Source organism: Vibrio sp. NC2 (assembly GCF_025195005.1).
Classification (GTDB): domain Bacteria; phylum Pseudomonadota; class Gammaproteobacteria; order Enterobacterales; family Vibrionaceae; genus Vibrio; species Vibrio splendidus.
On sequence record NZ_JANVFC010000001.1, the window covers coordinates 39,629 to 54,930 of the forward strand.

Genomic DNA, 15,302 nt, shown 5'->3' on the forward strand with positions numbered 1-15,302 from the left:
GCTAGGGTATGCTGAAAAGATATCTGTCTATCACCAAACCGGGCATCATTTTCGGCAACCTGATTTCTGTTGCGGCGGGGTTCTTCCTCGCCGCAAAAACAGAACCAGCCAGTGCGATGTTGTTACTGACAACATTAGCGGGTGTGGGACTTGTGATTGCATCAGGTTGTGTTGTGAACAACATCTTTGATCGAGACATCGACCAAAAGATGAAGCGCACACAAAATCGAGAATTGGTTCAAGGAAACATCAATACAGATGTAGCGTTCGTCTATGCCTTGGTTTTACTGCTAGCAGGCACAGCGCTTCTGTTCCAGTTCGCTAATCCGATCTCTGCGGTCATGGTGTTGCTTGGCTATGTGTTTTACGTCTTTTTCTACACCATGTGGTACAAGCGTACATCGGTTTACGGCACTTTAGTCGGCAGTATCTCTGGCGCAGTTCCGCCATTGGTGGGTTACTTGGCGGTGACTAATTACATCAGCCTTGAAGCGGTATTGTTGTTTGTGATGTTCTGCTTATGGCAAATGCCACACTCGTACGCGATCGCGATGTTCCGCCTTCAAGATTATCGAGATGCAGGCATTCCTGTGTTACCGGTGAAAGAGGGCGTCGACAAAGCGCATCAGCACATGAAAGCGTATGTGGTAGCGTTTGGCGCAGTCTCGTTGGCGCTGTTCCTACTCGGAGAAGCGGGCTATGAATACCTCGCGGTGTCGGCGGCAGTCTGTTGTATGTGGACTAAAGTGACGTTTCGTAAGGTTGATTGCCTCAACTACATCCAGTGGTCAAAGACGGTGTTTAAGGTGTCCCTGCTGGTGGTGATGAGCATCAGTGGTGTGTTGGGACTGGAGTTGATTCCGTTGCCTACGCTTTTTTGATTTAAGTTTGTCGTTGAACCCTCAATGTTCTGAAGTCCGAGGGTTTGACGACTTTTTATCTGTCCCGCTTTAAGCTATTACCCTTCAAAAATATCACTCAGCCAATCTTCAAGCTGCTCTCGTTTATCTTGTGGGCCGTTGATGATCACTAAGCCGTTTAGTGTCGCGTGATCCCAAGATATGGTGCCAGTTGCTAGCGCATCGAACACATCGAGTTCCGTAATCAGTAATAGATCTTCCTCGGTAGGCAAAGTATCTCTGCCTGAGACATCGACACCCTTCTCAAACTTCACTTGGCTGTAATGACCTTTAATTGCTTCGAATAAGTTGAACTCAATTTTGTTTGGGTGGGGTTTCGCAAGCGCGGCCTTGATGGCAAAGAGTCGAAAGTGATCCGGCTTATTGAGGTTGTTGAATTCATCGTCTTGTCTGGCTGTAATGACGTTGCCAAATACCTCGAGTGAACCGGGCTCTGTCACCAAACTAAATCCGGTATCTTGGTGAAGACCACAGGCAAACGTGAGTGAAGAGGTGAGTGAAAGAATCAGAGCAAATCGTTTTAACATAATGGTTATCGAGACCTATAACAGGGTTAAGAATCTGACGGCAGAAGCCGAACCTGACGATAAAAAAAGGGACCACAAAGGGTCCCTGTATTTGTTTGTCGTCCATGTGAAGCGGTCAGCGTATTGGTTGATAGTGTGTTAGTGATTGTTTACTAACACGCTATCATCGAAGAGCTATCGCCGAAGAGCGACCGTTCGAACCCGCTATTAGCGAACGATGAGCATGATCTCTTCTGGAGTCATTGGCTTATCGAAGTAGCTCATGAATTGACCGAAGCCTTTGATGTCGCCATTCGAGAACTTGAATGCACCAGACTGTAGGTTGGTACCAATCACTTGTTGAGCGTTTGGACCCGCAATCAAGATTTGGTTCAATACTGCACGAGTGGTGTTGATTTGAACGTCTGCGCCTTTCACTGCCTCTTCATGTAACTGAGCAATGCCGTTACGAATTTCGATAGTGAATGCTTCGTTAGTATCAGAGAAGTTGTACGTTAGCATCATGTTTACGTCTAACGAGTTTTCTGCGATTAGCGTCGACGTCATCATATCGAAGATTTGCTTACTTGGTAGCGCAGTTAGTACGTCTACAGAAGCGAAGCTGATCATGTTAGAGAAATCACGAGTACCTTCTAGTTCAGCTGCAGCATTCAATGCCCAGTTGCGCCAGTTGATGTTCACTTGATCTGCAGACCATGCTTTGTAAGTTTGTGCTTTCAGTAAGCGTGCTTCCATGTCATCTTTGTTTACCGTGATTGGGTAAGAAAGAATCTCTGCTGCAAAGGTGTAGTTCTCTGCTTTCATCGCCGCTTTTGCTGTGTCGATGATGTTGTCACGACCGCCCATGATCTCTACGAATGCTTTAGCGCGTTGATCGTAAGCCATTGGCTCTAGCTGCCATGGATCCGCTTCGAAGAAACCGTTGTAACCTACGTAAATCTGACGAACGGCGTGTGCAACGGTACCGTAGTGCTCACCTAACCAAGGGTGCTCTGCAAGGTGCTCAGGAAGTTTAACCACTTCAACTAGCTCGTCTGGCGTCATACCTTTGTTCATGTAACGGATTGTTTGGTCATGCGTGTATTGAATCGCATCACGATAAGCCGTTAATACGTCAGATACCGCTTCTTTACCTTCAACAGGACGACCGTGAGAGTTAATCATGATCTCAGTGTCGAACTTACGCATTACGTCGATGCCCTTGAACCACATTGATGGGTCACGGAATTTAGTACCACGGATGGTGTGAAGGTTAGGGAAGTTCTCACCTTGAAGTACTTCAGCCGCGTGCAGGATTTTCTGCTCTGGGAAGTAAACCACTAACTCATCTTTAGTTTCAGATGGCACGTTCTCAATGTGCATCTTAACGCCAGCAATTTCAATTTCAATGTGGCTTTGGCTTGGTACCAGCAGGTTTGGTTCAATGAACGAGATAGCACCTTGCATGAAACGTGGACCAAGGCCGTCGTTTACTGTGCCGTGCTCACCTTCTTCTACGTGCTTAGCACCTGTGTAAGAAGTACGGTGACCAAATAGAGTACCTAGGTTTGAAGACCAGTTAGCCACTGCTGCGGTTAGGCCTTCTTCAGCGATGATTTTTACTTCGCCTGATGCTACTTCTTCATCAGTCACCCATGCACGCACACCAGAGATGTGGTCGATGTGGTTGTGAGAATAGATGATGGCTTTAACCGGCTTGTCTGTGATTTGACGGAACTGTTCTTTAACCGATTGAGCCATTTCTACCGACTCGCCTGGATCAACAATGATGATGCCGTCCGTACCTTCGATCATGACAGGAGTGTCTAGACCGAAGCCGTAACCAAGATAAATATTGTCATCCACTTTGATGATTGCTTGGTCCATTTTACGACCGTGCTTGGTGAGAATTGGATGAACGTGATCAGATTCTTCTGTGTAAGCCAGAGAGTCGCCCGTTTTCGATACAACTTGGATGCGCTCGCCTTTGCCCCAGAATAGGTTTGACTTGTGTTCGAAAAGAACCTCACTCTTGTAGCGAGCATCAAGGTCAATGTTTTGGTATTGCGCAGCATTTGCTGTTTGAAGTTCTTGGCCTACTTTCGATGTCGCTTCTACAGTTGGAGTTGCAGATGCAAAACCAGAAGCAAATAGAGCGCTCGCGATAGCAACAGGGAGCGCCATTTTTTTGAATGTATTAGTCATGGTAGTGACCTTATATTTGGATACAGGAATTGGATTTCTTGAGCCAAATGATAGAGGTGGGAGAGGTCGCTATCTACGCGCTAATAGGATATCGATATATCGTTTTTTCGATGATTTATATATCTAATGATTGTATTGGCGATTTATCTTGATCTAAATCAATTAGTAAGTGGGGGCTTGTGACAGATACAAAAATGCCCTGAAATTCAGGGCATTTAATTTGGAACTAATAGCTGTTATATAAGTGTTTACCGAGAATCTTAATACTTACCGAGAACCTCAGTACTTACCAAGCACCTAAGTAAGACTTGTAAGATTGTAGGCGAACCGTTGCTGCGCCGATTACATCGATGAAGCCCCAGAACGGATGCGGCTTCTCAGCCGAGATCCAAGCCGCGCCAGTTGAACCAATAGGGATGTTGTAACCTTCTGGTTCGATGATCTCAAGTACGATAGTACGACCTAAAGCATTACCGTTTCTTACCACGTGTTGACCGACGCTTTGTGGCCCCTGAAGTGGAGAAATACTCGACTCACCGGTACCGGCATTAAAGCTGTGTACTTTTGCTCGGAACACGTGCCCAGGGTAGGCATCAACGAAGAACTCAGCGAAGTCTCCTACTTGAACATAGCCATAAGTTTGGTCTGAAATGCGCATCTCAAGGAACTTTTTGCTGGTGTTGTAGAGGTGCATGTTACCCATGACAGAACCTTCAGCAATATTCACTATCGATACCTGACCATCAAATTCAGCCCTAATGGTTTTCTTCTCTTGCGCCCAATTTACTTTTTGTAGGTCGGCTTTTAACGACACAAGTTCAGCGTGCAGCACTCGAAGATCGGAGTCGTATTTTTCTACGTCACGCATATTGAAGATTTCAGGTGACGTTTCAGCACGCTCTAAGTCGCGAGTCATTTGCTTGATTTCTTCTTCTTTCTGAACAATTGAAGATTCGATCTTTGCTTTGTCTGCGGCAGAATCGATGTCGACGAGCGTGTAGATTATGTCGCCTTCTTTAACCATTTGGTTGTGATCAACAAGCACTTGGTCGATCTGTTGGCCGAAGATAGGTGACATCACCGCGTGTGGTGCTTTCACTGTGGTTGAGTTCGTTAAATCAACGGGTGCCCACAAGCGAGAGATAACCGCTAATACCGCAAGAATCGTTACACCGCCAATGGCAGCCCAGGTATAGTTTTTGAAGTTCTTCTTAAGTGCGCCTGTCGCAAACAGTGACCATACAATTAGGATGTATGGAATCATCATCTCTTTCATTATGCGACCTCTTTTTCTGTAGGGGATGGTTTTGTTGGAGCCTTTACTTCTGAAGCCTGTTCTTTTGAAGGCTGAGCTTCTGAAGACGGTTCTACTGGAGAGTGTTGTGTTTGAGACGGCTCTGTTACCGATTGTTCAGGTGATACGTGTACTGCGGCTGTCTCTGTATTGGTCGCGTCTTGTTTAGGCTGTACACCACGGCGAATCACATCACTCAGTGATTGACCAATATGCTTCCAGTTCGCCAATGCGATAACCAACGCGATAACCCAGAATGTTTTGCTGATGAAGAGCCCGCAAAGTGACAGTGCAAACACGATCTGTACGTGAGCGCTTTTGTGCTCTTTTGCTTTATGCACTCCCAGTTCATGCAATTGCCACATGCCGTAAACACCGGCTAATACCACAGCAATGGTCACTGAGAACAAGTAACCAGAGAAGTATTCCATCTGGAAGAAGTTCATCATCATTTCATTGGGATGGTTGTTGAATTGAGACATGTCGATGTCTTTAGAATGGATAGTGCCTAACGGTGCAAGAGCCCATGCACCAGCAAACATCACCGCCATAAACAGGCAGAATTTAATCAAGACCATAGCAACGGCCCAGATCTTCTGGAAAACGATTTTTATAAAGTTCATATCTCAACCTACATCAATAAGAAGAGAGAATTTGCAGCCTAGAAGTCATCTTTAATGACATCTTAAAAAGTAGATGTCTATTATGTGGAGAGATTGGTGCTCATAATAAACAAAAGTAATAGATGATATTTAAAGTGATATTGCTCAGTCCAGACAACCGATTCTCGGTATCAAGAAGCGAATATGCTCCTCTACAAATCAATTCTTATTGTTAGCCTGAAACGCAGGTTGAATGACGATGCACTGTTGAACGAAATATTAGGCTCGTTCTTTTAGCTATTGTCTTCTTTACGTGTAATACCTCGTCTGTCGAGGGGATCTTCCATGGCAATTGACATAGTGTTGTAAAACATTTGTCAGCATTCTGTTTGGGCTAAGAATTGATTTGTTAGCAGGATAATAGGAAGAGTTTTGAGCAGTATCTACCCAGAATTACGATTTGATAATATCGTAATTACGATTAGTAGTTATAACTCTAAATCGGTAGGTCGATTTATTTGAAAAGGCTCATATACAGATAGAAAACATTGTTCATTAACTTGGTTTGGATCAATGAAATGACTAATAAAAGCATCAGTAAGCAATTTGGCGGAATTAATCTTTTTACACGCTTCTTACAATAAAAGGAGTAATAGAAACGAATGATGGATGGCATATAACTGATAATAGGTTTTTGAACACTGGAAAAATACGTTTCTGTTTACGGTAGAGCGCTGGATTCGAAATATTGTAGCTTTAATTCTTCAAATGTATATCTCAATGTCGCTGAACACAGTGTCATGATAAACGAGACAATATCGTATTGTTTATGTTCTATTGAATGTGTAATCTAACCCAATCAAATGGGATGTTGATTGGGGATAAAACATTGCAGTTGAAGAACAGATAGAGAAAGACCTAGCGGATAGCTAGGCCTTGATGTTGTGCACGAGTGAGGCCATGAATCAGGCACTGTGCGTGACTCATAGATAATTGACGAAAGGTCGAGACTGCCGCTTTACAGGAAGCGGTAGTTCGCTTGCATACCGAAGAAGTGTGCGCTGTTATCATAAGCGCCTTGAACATTGATAACTTGCCCCTTTGAGTAATTAAGCTCAGGCTCGTCGAGATCGATGTAATCGTAGTAAGCGCGCAGTTCCCAGTTCTTATTGAGCGCATAGGTGGCACCGGCGCCAATACGTTTGGTTTCGCCTACAGGAAGATCCATATATTGATGAGTTGCGTCATCTTGAGGAGAAGTCTCGTAGCTGATGCCTGTTTCTAGTCGCAAGGTTGGGGTGATTTGGTAATGAGTACCTATGGCTAGGTTCCACACATCGTCAAAGTTACGGTCGACAACTTTTACTGAGTTATCATTGATGTCTAGTGTGAGGTCAGTCCAAGTTGATAGGTCATACCAAGTCACACTCCACAGCATGTCCCATTGGTTATTAACGGCGTGCACGCCGCTAATTTGGATGTGTTGAGGCATGATAAAGTCGAGCCCAACATCACGCTTGGTGTCGCTAGCCGAATGTTGAAGATCCCCTTCACCGTAATGAGCAAGTTCAGAGCGGTAGATAAAACCAAAACGGTGTTGTTCGTTCGGTTGGTAAAAGGCACTAAGAGAGTAGCCAACCGTGAAATCATCCGCGTCTGCTTCGAATAAGTGTTCAGAACCAATGTCGCCAGTGCCGATAAAAGGATTCAACTCGCCGTTAGCAGTGAGGTATTCCGCATTGACTGAGGCACCCAACGAAAGCTGCTCATTCACTTTGTAAGATATCGAAGGCATTAGTTGAACAGTCATGAATTCAACATTCTTTAATAAACGCTGCCCAGAAAAGTTATCACCATAATCGATCCCTGAACCACCTTGAGAAGCCAAAGCAAAGCCAGCGTGAAATTTGTCGTTGATAGGGGTGACAAAGTAGAAGCTTCCTACCGGAGCCCAACCACCAGCATCAATGTTACTGTCAAAACGCTCTGTTGGGTCTGTGTCTGAATAGTTGATGTCTGTGTAGAGGCCTGCCAGATTGACGGTGAGTTCAGGGTTTTCTAGCTGAGACATAGCGGCAGGGTTAGTCCATGTGGTTAACGCACTTTCAGCTAACGCTGCCGATCCTGCGCCTGCGGTACTTGCGTTGAGAGAACCAAGTTCAGGAAGAAGGTGAGCCGCAGCCAGTGCTGGGTTTGAAAGCATCGCGTTACTCGTCATCATCGCAATAGTGATGGCAAGGTAGTGTTTTTTCATGGGGAAACCTATTAAGAAACTAATTACGCGGGATGTTAGTGTCTCAATTTGGGACTTTAAACGAGGGATTCTTATTTCATTCTATCGCTTTTACGATAGCATAGTACTCATGGTCGCCTAACGAGTAATGATATATGAGTAATGACATCCCCAACTTCAACCTACTTGCTGTGTTTTCTGCGGTGATGGAGCAGGGCAGTTTAAGTAAGGCTGCGGATCAACTCAGTACCAACCAATCGACCATCAGTACCGCGTTAGCCCGCCTAAAGAAAGAGATTGGCCAAGAGCTTTTTGTTCGTAAAGGAAGAGGTGTTGCGCCTACGTCTTATGCGCAAAGCTTGTATGAACAAATTAAAGCGCCGATCAATGAACTCAATGGTGTGTTTCAGTCGATGGCTAATTTTGATGAGCAAGCCTCTGAGCGTAAGTTTGTGATTTCTGCGCCTGAGCACTTACAGTGGGTATTACTCAATAGTTTCGCGGCGCTTCCCAATCAAAATTTGTCGTTAGAAGTGTTTGATCAACCAGACAGTGATGAGCGCATTTACGAAGATCTTTTGACGCAAGAGTTCGATGCGATGATCGATATTGTGGTACCTGAACACCCAAGTATCGTCAGTGAAACACTTTATGAGGGCGAGTTTGTGATCGTGTGTCGAGCTGATCACCCGCGAATCCAAGGTGAAATCAGCGAAGCTCAGTTCCTAAGTGAAAAGCATGCCGTATTAGACAGAACACGACGCAAAGTTCGCAGTTTGAATCACTACACATCTTTGGATCTGTCCCAGCGTAAAATCGTGTTTCATGGGCGTTCACTGTTCAGTAATATCTTGCTGTGTAGCCAATCTGATTACATTACAGTGGTGCCTTTATCAATGGCCGTGCAGTTTCAAGAAAAGTTAAGTTTGCAGCTGTTCAAGCCGCCTTTTGAGTATCAGCCGATGTCTCACTACCTGATTTGGTTGAAGAAGCAGAACAGCGACCCCGCTCATAAATGGTTCAGAGAACAAGTCATCAGTACATCAGATGCAATGTCGAAGGCGCTTAAAGATAGGCGTTTGCGGTTCTAATTGAGGGTCTAACTCTGAGGGAAGCATTGGCTTCCCTTTTTTGTGTCATTGATTTCGTGTTAGTCATAAAGTTCATAACAAAAAATTATCACATTGAGAATTTTTGATAATTTCCTTAATTCCTCGCTGAATCGTATTATTTCACTCAGAGATTAGTGGATAACCTCCACTCAAAATAATAACGGCGCCATGCTTGTGGTGCTAATAAGGGTGAAATATGAAATTCCTACACACAATGATCCGAGTTACTGATTTAGACAAGTCTATCGAGTTCTACACCAAGGTATTGGGAATGAAGGAACTTGAACGCCATGAAAACAAAGACTACCGCTACACATTGGTTTTTGTTGGCTACGAACAAGGCGGCACGACTATCGAGCTAACGTACAACTGGGATACGAATGAGTACGAGATGGGCAGCGCGTTTGGTCATCTGGCATTGGGTGTAGACGATATTTACGCAGCATGCGACAAGATCAAATCGCTAGGTGGCAATGTGACTCGTGAAGCGGGGCCAGTAAAAGGTGGCTCAACGCACATTGCTTTTATTACTGACCCAGACGGCTACCAAATCGAACTGATTCAACTAGGTTAATCGAGGATATAACAATGACAAACGCACTATTTCAACCAATTCAACTTGGTAATATCGAGCTTAAAAACCGTATTGTTATGCCTCCGATGACGCGTTCTCGCGCAACGCAACCTGGTAATTCAGCAAACGACATGATGGCGGCTTACTACGCTCAACGCGCTTCTGCAGGTTTGATTATTGCGGAAGGCACACAAATTTCACCTATGGGCCAAGGTTACGCTTGGACTCCGGGTATCTATTCTGATGAGCAGATTGCGGGTTGGAAAAAAGTGACTGATGCCGTACATGAAAAAGAGGGCGTTATCTTCGCTCAACTTTGGCATGTAGGCCGTGTAACACACCCAGACAACATTGGTGGTGAACAACCAATTTCGTCTTCTGCACTTAAAGCAGAAAACGTAAAAGTATTCATCGATAACGGCACTGATGAGCCGGGTTTTGTGGATGTGGTTGAACCTCGTGAGATGACGAAAGAAGACATCAAAGCAGTGGTTGAACAGTATCGCCAAGCGGCTTTGAACGCGATTGAAGCAGGCTTTGATGGTATCGAACTTCACGCCGCGAATGGTTACTTAATCAACCAATTCATCGATTCTGAAGCAAACAATCGCACTGACGAATACGGTGGTTCAATCGAAAACCGTTTACGTTTCCTAGGTGAAGTGGTTGAGGCTATGGTTGAAGCGATTGGTGCTGACCGTGTTGGTGTGCGTCTTGCTCCGTTCACATCGTTGAATGGTACCGTTGATGCTACGCCAGTCGAGACTTACACAGCGGCGGCAGCATTACTTAACCTATACAAAATTGTTTACCTACACATTGCAGAAGTCGATTGGGACGATGCACCTGAAACACCAAAAACCTTTAAATCAGCAGTACGTAATGCTTATCAAGGTGTCCTGATTTATGCGGGTAAATACGATAGCGAGCGTGGCGAAAAAGCGGTTGCTGAAGGCGTAACTGACATGGTTGGTTTTGGTCGTCCATTCGTTGCTAACCCAGATTTACCAGCTCGTATTCAAAATGGTTACCCACTTGCGGCGCACGATCCAAACACATTGTTTGGTGGTGCGGAAAAGGGTTTAATTGATTACCCAGAATACGCAGGCTAAAAACAGCTGCCTGAAGCAGAGTATTGAGATAGTATCTTGATCCTGTTGAATGTTTATAAAAAGCAACCTTGCAGAGTCGGGTTGCTTTTTTTGTTATTGGACCAAGTAAAATGATGAAAGCGATGCGCGGAGAGCTTTACCTCCTATTTGCTACCCTGTTAGCTGGGATTGGATGGATTGCATCTAAGCTGGTGGTATTAGAAATGCCGGGGCCAGTGTTCATTGGTGTGCGATTCCTCGTCGCGAGTTTGATTCTTCTGCCATTTTGTATTCACCATATTCGTAAGCTTTCGCTTAAGCAGGTTCTTTCTCTTTGCGGAGTGGGTTTGCTGCTGTCTGCCTCATTGCAGGTATGGGTATTTGCAGTTTCGGTGACTGAAAGCTTGTCGGAAGGGGCATTCATCATGAGCTTAGCCATGATCATTGCACCGTTTGTGTCTTGGATTTTTTTTCGAGTTAAGCCTAATCGTGCGTTTTGGATGTCTTTCCCTATCGCGATTATCGGCATGCTACTGCTGACTTTGGGCAACGGCTGGTATGTTGAGCAGAGTCAGGTTTACTTCTTGTTAGCATCGATGTTGTTGTCTGTTCACTTTGTGATGAACAAGCGTGTGATTACCAATATCAAGCCTATCGCATCAATTTGTGTGCAGCTGTTTGTAGTGGGTGTGAGTGGTTTAGCCTTTGCTTCTATGACAGCTCAGCCGGAGTTCGAAATCACCAAAACCTTAGTCTTCTGGTTTATTGTCTCTGCGGTGATCGCAACATCTATTCGTTACTTGCTGCAAACGGTCGGTCAGCACTCCGTGAATATGGAAGTGGCGGCATTGATCATGATTCTTGAGCCTGTGTGGACGCTGCTGTTAAGTGTGAGTGTGCTTGGCGAAAGTGTAGAGATGCAGAAGCTGCTCGGTGGAGCGGTGATCATTGCTTCACTGTTTTGCTATATCAAATGGTCGAGACGAAAATAAAACACTCGGCGCAAGGCCGAGTGTTGGTTATTTTTCAATACACGTTCAGAGTGTAATAAGCTTTGCTAAGCAGTGAGCTTGGTAAGCAGTGAACGCGGTAATATCAGATTGCCGCGACTACCTTCTGAAGTAGCTTGAGCATTTGTTGCTGTTCTTCAGCATCTAACTCATTCATCAACGCTTTGTTTAAACGAACTGGGATAGGAACGAGTTGTTCTTCAAGTGCTTTACCTTTATCCGTTAAGTAAATTCGGAAAGAACGGCGACTGTTTGGATCGGCTCTGCGTTCGACCAGTTCAAGCTTTTCTAACTTGTCTAATGTACGTGTCGTTGTTGAATTCTCGACTTTGGATTTCGCAGCAATATCACGCTGAGTCACACCTTCTTCTTCCCAAAGACACATCATGGTTGGCCATAGTGCAATGCTTAAGCCATGTTCCTTCAATTCCGTGTCGAAATCTTTGGTCGCTTTATTGGCGATCACATTGATCATCCAACCAAAGCTTTTTTGTCTATCAAACTCTTCTGGCATCTTTCGCAACCTAATTTTACTGTGATATCACAACTATTGTCATCGTAACTAATACCGATGCAATTAGCACCAACAACGCTTTCCTATTTGATGAAAAAGCCAATTGACTGCCATTTCTGAAATAATCCGTTGACGCTGAATGGCTTTGTTTGCCTGTGATCATGGCAAGAACCAGCGGTTTTGAACGCAGTTTGTAAATGATAATGGCCACCAAGTGCAGTACCACAAAGACCACTAACATGCGTGCTGCAATACCATGCACACCACATAACACATCAAATACTGCATCAGTAATCACGAGTTCCGAGCCTGGAATCGCATCAAAGAATCCGGCAATAACAAGCCCTGTCATACATTGGATAAACAGAGTTGTGATCATTCCTATCACCATCCAAGCACCTAACGGGTTATGTCCCGGTTTTGGTTGTGCTTTTCCCCGTAAGTAAATCCAAGCTGATTTTGGAGAGCTAATAAATTGAGAAAAGCGACTGGTATCGCTGCCGACGATTCCCCAAACCAAGCGCCATAAAATCAGACTGAACAGTGCGAGGCCTAAGTAAACATGAGGGCCTTGTCCGTTAAACCCTGACGCAGCAAGACCAATAAAGAGTGCGGCTTGAAGCCAGTGATAAAGTCGAGTTGGTAGATCCCAGATTTTCATAATGGTTTTCCTGTTTGCGAATTTGCTTGGTGGGAATAACTTACACAACAATAGTTGCGTGAGCAACTATTGTTGTGTAAATTAAATGCATCTCATCGATTACGGCTGAACTATCAAGCCGTAATTTACTAAGAAACCAATCAGTGATTAACGAACAAATCACTCAGTCAATTAAGCACTCAATCAATTAATCACTAGGAATGACACTATGAAAAAATTCACCATCGCTTTAATCATCGCACTGCCTACGATTGCTCTACCTATGATCTCTATCGCTGCAGCGGATGTTGTAAATAATCGTCAGCAAGCTTTTAGCTCTATTGAAGAGGTCAGCAAACAAGTCGATTCAGAATTGAATAACAGTGATGTGGATTGGCTGAAAGTGGGTGAGTTAAGTGACATGTTGGTGGAACATGGAACCGTATTGAATGCGAGTTTTGCTGAAGGTGATACTGGAGGTAAGGCAAAAAAGGAGATTTGGAGTAAGCCTGAGAAATTTAACCAACTGATGTTGCAGATGAACCAAGGCTTTTCTGAGCTTTATCAAGCGAGTGTTGAGCAAGATTTGTCGAGCGCAGAACAAGGGTTAGATTCTGTGAACAATACTTGTAAAGGATGTCACCGCACTTACCGCTCTCGTTGGTAACGATTCTAATAACGAGCTTTGAATACAGGTGGTAAAGTCGAATCCTTACCACCATAGTTCTATCGCGCTGCCTTCTTTTCTTTGTGCAATCAATTCGAATGCACTAGTGGCAGGAAAGCACGTGAGTGAATTAGTCGCGAACAGTGACTTTAGTAATCACGATGTCTTCACACGGTACATCTTCATGCCCCCAGCGAGTGGTGGTTGGTGCAAGCGCAATCTTGTTTACCACATCCATACCTGCTGATACCTTGCCAAACACAGCGTAGCCCCAACCTGAGTTGCTGGTTGCTGTATGATCAAGGAAATCATTGTCGTCAAGGTTGATAAAGAACTGCGCCGTTGCTGAATGGGGTGCGTCAGTGCGAGCCATTGCGAGAGATCCAATCACGTTCTTTAAGCCGCGGTTAGCTTCATTCACAATAGGTGCACGAGTTGGCTTTTCTGTCATGTCGATAGTGTGTCCACCACCTTGAATCATGAAACCTTCAATAACACGGTGAAATGTTGTGCCTTCGTAGAAGCCATCTTGGCAGTATTTAAGGAAGTTTTTCGACGTTACCGGCGCTTTTTCAAGGTTCAGTTCAATTTCAATGTCGCCAAAGTTTGTGGTCAGAATGATCATAAAGGTCCCAATATTTGAGTGCTAATATTTTGAGTGCTACAGCACAGTGGTTAGCTTATTTGAGTGCAGTATATGAAAAATTGTGGAGGATGCCAGTTAACAATACTTCCCAAGCGGATTTACGGAAATGGTGAGTGGCTAGGGAGACTTCATATATAAGAAAGCCAGCGATGAAATCACTGGCTTTGAGATGAAAAACAGACCTAGAGCGTTAGCAGGTAGTTAACTAGTTGGTTGTACTCTTCGTAGCTCTTGATTTGATCCGGTTTCACGATGTATTTGTTGTTAACCAGAACTCCAGGAACACCTGTTAGTGTGCTTTGATCAAACTCTTTATCGAAACGTTTTTGCATCGAGTTCACTGCAAAGCTGTTGTATGCCGCATCAAACTTCTTCGCATCGATACCGTTATCAATGAAAACTTCACGCAGTTCTGCTTCATTTTTTGGTGTTTGTTGCTTCTCATGGATCTGAGCAAACATGGCAGGAACCATGCTTTCTTCAGCGTCTAGAGCAATCATGGTCGCGTAAGCCTTCGCCATTGGTACTGCCATGTTGTTACCCATAAAAGCGACGTGCACTTTTTGGAAGCTTGCTGACTTTGGCAAGTCTGCTTTTAGGTACTTAATGACCCCTTCAAACTTGTAACAATGTGGGCAGTAGAAAGAGAAAAATTCGGTAACGACAGGCTTGTCGGCCTTTGCTACATCAAGGATTTTGTAGTGCGTGCCTTCTTCAAATTGTGCGGCGTTTACTGAAGCGCTCAAGAGTAGAGCGGCAAAGAGGCTAAATAGTTTTTTCATGTGTTCATTTCCTAAATTCGGATGTCATTTGATACAGCAAAAATGCTGTTATAACTTGGTGGCAGATATTGCCAAACAGGGACAAACGATTAGGAAATAGGGGGGCGGTATGGCGCTTGTGGTGCAACAATCGCTTTGTGCGAAGGCTCTTTTTCTATCAGTGCCAGTGATTCAATCTGCGGTTCGAAAGATTCAGAAACGATCAGTGGTGGCATTTTCAGTAGACAGACCGATCCACAACAGTGGTGCTCAACGGTGGGTTGTGCGCTGGAAAAAGGTGTTGGGGTGCTCTCTACAGAACTGATGTTAGAAGCAGAGAAAGAGAAGCTATTGGCAGAAGTTGATTGAGATTGGGGGGCTTGCAGAGCATTGCTGCTCGCGATGCTGTCCACACTAATGGTGGCCATTAGCATAGCGAAGAGCATGAAAGCGTGTACCCAAATTTTGTTAATCAACTTTGGCATGAATTCTTAGTCTTGGTAAACGAGTGAAGCAGGCGAATCATA

Annotated in this window: 16 protein-coding genes; 6 read left to right on the forward strand and 10 right to left on the reverse strand. The window is 44.5% G+C overall.

The features are described from left to right. Window positions 1-8 precede the first annotated feature (8 nt). Complete coding sequence (cyoE, locus tag NX845_RS00170; RefSeq protein WP_260256399.1) at window positions 9-881, forward strand: heme o synthase; 873 nt, start codon at window positions 9-11, stop codon at window positions 879-881. A gap of 77 nt (window positions 882-958) precedes the next feature. Here cyoE and NX845_RS00175 read toward each other — a convergent pair whose 3' ends face one another. The 5 genes from NX845_RS00175 to NX845_RS00195 form a co-directional block, all read right to left on the reverse strand. Then, complete coding sequence (locus NX845_RS00175; RefSeq protein ID WP_102569331.1) at window positions 959-1,447, reverse strand: hypothetical protein; 489 nt, start codon at window positions 1,445-1,447, stop codon at window positions 959-961. Window positions 1,448-1,654: 207 nt separating this feature from the next. Continuing rightward, entirely contained in the window at window positions 1,655-3,631 is a 1,977-nt protein-coding gene (locus NX845_RS00180; RefSeq protein WP_065681178.1) for an alkyl sulfatase dimerization domain-containing protein, read from the reverse strand. 286 nt (window positions 3,632-3,917) lie between these two features. Continuing rightward, the gene (locus tag NX845_RS00185) at window positions 3,918-4,907 is read right to left on the reverse strand and encodes an efflux RND transporter periplasmic adaptor subunit (protein WP_017078921.1); all 990 of its coding nucleotides are present in this window, start codon (window positions 4,905-4,907) and stop codon (window positions 3,918-3,920) included. Beyond that, window positions 4,907-5,548, reverse strand: a complete 642-nt coding sequence (locus tag NX845_RS00190) for a magnesium transporter (RefSeq protein ID WP_065681179.1) — start codon at window positions 5,546-5,548, stop codon at window positions 4,907-4,909. Before NX845_RS00190 ends, NX845_RS00185 begins: the two co-directional genes overlap by 1 nt. 997 nt (window positions 5,549-6,545) lie before the next feature. Next, window positions 6,546-7,781: an OmpP1/FadL family transporter gene (locus NX845_RS00195; RefSeq protein ID WP_065681180.1), complete on the reverse strand. Its 1,236-nt coding sequence runs from the start codon at window positions 7,779-7,781 to the stop codon at window positions 6,546-6,548. A 134-nt stretch (window positions 7,782-7,915) separates the two neighbouring features. On the opposite strand from NX845_RS00195, the gene NX845_RS00200 reads away from it, so the two are divergent. From NX845_RS00200 to NX845_RS00215, 4 genes are all read left to right on the forward strand, one after another. Then, complete coding sequence (locus NX845_RS00200) at window positions 7,916-8,851, forward strand: LysR family transcriptional regulator (protein WP_017086115.1); 936 nt, start codon at window positions 7,916-7,918, stop codon at window positions 8,849-8,851. Window positions 8,852-9,068: 217 nt separating this feature from the next. Further along, window positions 9,069-9,446 (forward strand): lactoylglutathione lyase, encoded by a 378-nt coding sequence (gene gloA / locus NX845_RS00205; RefSeq protein WP_004736293.1) that lies wholly within the window; start codon window positions 9,069-9,071, stop codon window positions 9,444-9,446. 14 nt (window positions 9,447-9,460) lie between these two features. Beyond that, on the forward strand, window positions 9,461-10,558 hold the full coding sequence (locus tag NX845_RS00210; protein ID WP_065681181.1) for an alkene reductase: 1,098 nt from the start codon (window positions 9,461-9,463) through the stop codon (window positions 10,556-10,558). A gap of 110 nt (window positions 10,559-10,668) precedes the next feature. Beyond that, entirely contained in the window at window positions 10,669-11,529 is an 861-nt protein-coding gene (locus NX845_RS00215; protein ID WP_065681182.1) for a DMT family transporter, read from the forward strand. Between the two features lie 103 nt (window positions 11,530-11,632). Here the strand turns inward: NX845_RS00215 and NX845_RS00220 are convergent, their stop codons facing one another. Then, complete coding sequence (locus tag NX845_RS00220) at window positions 11,633-12,061, reverse strand: MarR family winged helix-turn-helix transcriptional regulator (protein WP_017091366.1); 429 nt, start codon at window positions 12,059-12,061, stop codon at window positions 11,633-11,635. 16 nt (window positions 12,062-12,077) lie between these two features. Beyond that, the gene (locus tag NX845_RS00225) at window positions 12,078-12,722 is read right to left on the reverse strand and encodes a cytochrome b/b6 domain-containing protein (protein ID WP_065681183.1); all 645 of its coding nucleotides are present in this window, start codon (window positions 12,720-12,722) and stop codon (window positions 12,078-12,080) included. A gap of 208 nt (window positions 12,723-12,930) precedes the next feature. Between NX845_RS00225 and NX845_RS00230 the strand changes: the two genes are divergently transcribed. Beyond that, the gene (locus NX845_RS00230) at window positions 12,931-13,368 is read left to right on the forward strand and encodes a cytochrome c (protein WP_065681184.1); all 438 of its coding nucleotides are present in this window, start codon (window positions 12,931-12,933) and stop codon (window positions 13,366-13,368) included. Window positions 13,369-13,498: 130 nt separating this feature from the next. On the opposite strand, the gene NX845_RS00235 is transcribed toward NX845_RS00230, so the two are convergent. The 3 genes from NX845_RS00235 to NX845_RS00245 all read right to left on the reverse strand — a co-directional run bounded on the left by NX845_RS00235 (window position 13,499) and on the right by NX845_RS00245 (window position 15,260). Continuing rightward, window positions 13,499-13,993, reverse strand: coding sequence for a peptidylprolyl isomerase (locus tag NX845_RS00235; protein ID WP_004736286.1), 495 nt, complete (start codon window positions 13,991-13,993; stop codon window positions 13,499-13,501). 203 nt (window positions 13,994-14,196) lie between these two features. Then, window positions 14,197-14,796 (reverse strand): thiol:disulfide interchange protein DsbA/DsbL, encoded by a 600-nt coding sequence (locus NX845_RS00240; RefSeq protein ID WP_054541062.1) that lies wholly within the window; start codon window positions 14,794-14,796, stop codon window positions 14,197-14,199. A gap of 89 nt (window positions 14,797-14,885) precedes the next feature. Further along, window positions 14,886-15,260 carry a hypothetical protein gene (locus tag NX845_RS00245; protein ID WP_065681185.1) on the reverse strand — a complete coding sequence of 125 codons (375 nt, stop codon included), beginning with the start codon at window positions 15,258-15,260 and terminating at the stop codon, window positions 14,886-14,888. Between the last annotated feature and the right edge of the window lie 42 nt (window positions 15,261-15,302).

Excerpts from the sequence above, each read along its gene's own strand:
- NX845_RS00235 (WP_004736286.1), bottom strand. The coding sequence starts at position 13,993 with ATGATCATTCTGACCACAAACTTTGGCGACATTGAAATTGAACTGAAC.
- NX845_RS00180 (WP_065681178.1), bottom strand. The coding sequence starts at position 3,631 with ATGACTAATACATTCAAAAAAATGGCGCTCCCTGTTGCTATCGCGAGC.
- NX845_RS00200 (WP_017086115.1), top strand. The coding sequence starts at position 7,916 with ATGAGTAATGACATCCCCAACTTCAACCTACTTGCTGTGTTTTCTGCG.
- NX845_RS00175 (WP_102569331.1), bottom strand. The coding sequence starts at position 1,447 with ATGTTAAAACGATTTGCTCTGATTCTTTCACTCACCTCTTCACTCACG.
- NX845_RS00215 (WP_065681182.1), top strand. The coding sequence starts at position 10,669 with ATGATGAAAGCGATGCGCGGAGAGCTTTACCTCCTATTTGCTACCCTG.
- NX845_RS00245 (WP_065681185.1), bottom strand. The coding sequence starts at position 15,260 with ATGCCAAAGTTGATTAACAAAATTTGGGTACACGCTTTCATGCTCTTC.
- NX845_RS00190 (WP_065681179.1), bottom strand. The coding sequence starts at position 5,548 with ATGAACTTTATAAAAATCGTTTTCCAGAAGATCTGGGCCGTTGCTATG.
- NX845_RS00240 (WP_054541062.1), bottom strand. The coding sequence starts at position 14,796 with ATGAAAAAACTATTTAGCCTCTTTGCCGCTCTACTCTTGAGCGCTTCA.
- NX845_RS00185 (WP_017078921.1), bottom strand. The coding sequence starts at position 4,907 with ATGAAAGAGATGATGATTCCATACATCCTAATTGTATGGTCACTGTTT.
- NX845_RS00230 (WP_065681184.1), top strand. The coding sequence starts at position 12,931 with ATGAAAAAATTCACCATCGCTTTAATCATCGCACTGCCTACGATTGCT.
- NX845_RS00225 (WP_065681183.1), bottom strand. The coding sequence starts at position 12,722 with ATGAAAATCTGGGATCTACCAACTCGACTTTATCACTGGCTTCAAGCC.
- NX845_RS00210 (WP_065681181.1), top strand. The coding sequence starts at position 9,461 with ATGACAAACGCACTATTTCAACCAATTCAACTTGGTAATATCGAGCTT.
- NX845_RS00195 (WP_065681180.1), bottom strand. The coding sequence starts at position 7,781 with ATGAAAAAACACTACCTTGCCATCACTATTGCGATGATGACGAGTAAC.
- NX845_RS00220 (WP_017091366.1), bottom strand. The coding sequence starts at position 12,061 with ATGCCAGAAGAGTTTGATAGACAAAAAAGCTTTGGTTGGATGATCAAT.
- cyoE (WP_260256399.1), top strand. The coding sequence starts at position 9 with ATGCTGAAAAGATATCTGTCTATCACCAAACCGGGCATCATTTTCGGC.
- gloA (WP_004736293.1), top strand. The coding sequence starts at position 9,069 with ATGAAATTCCTACACACAATGATCCGAGTTACTGATTTAGACAAGTCT.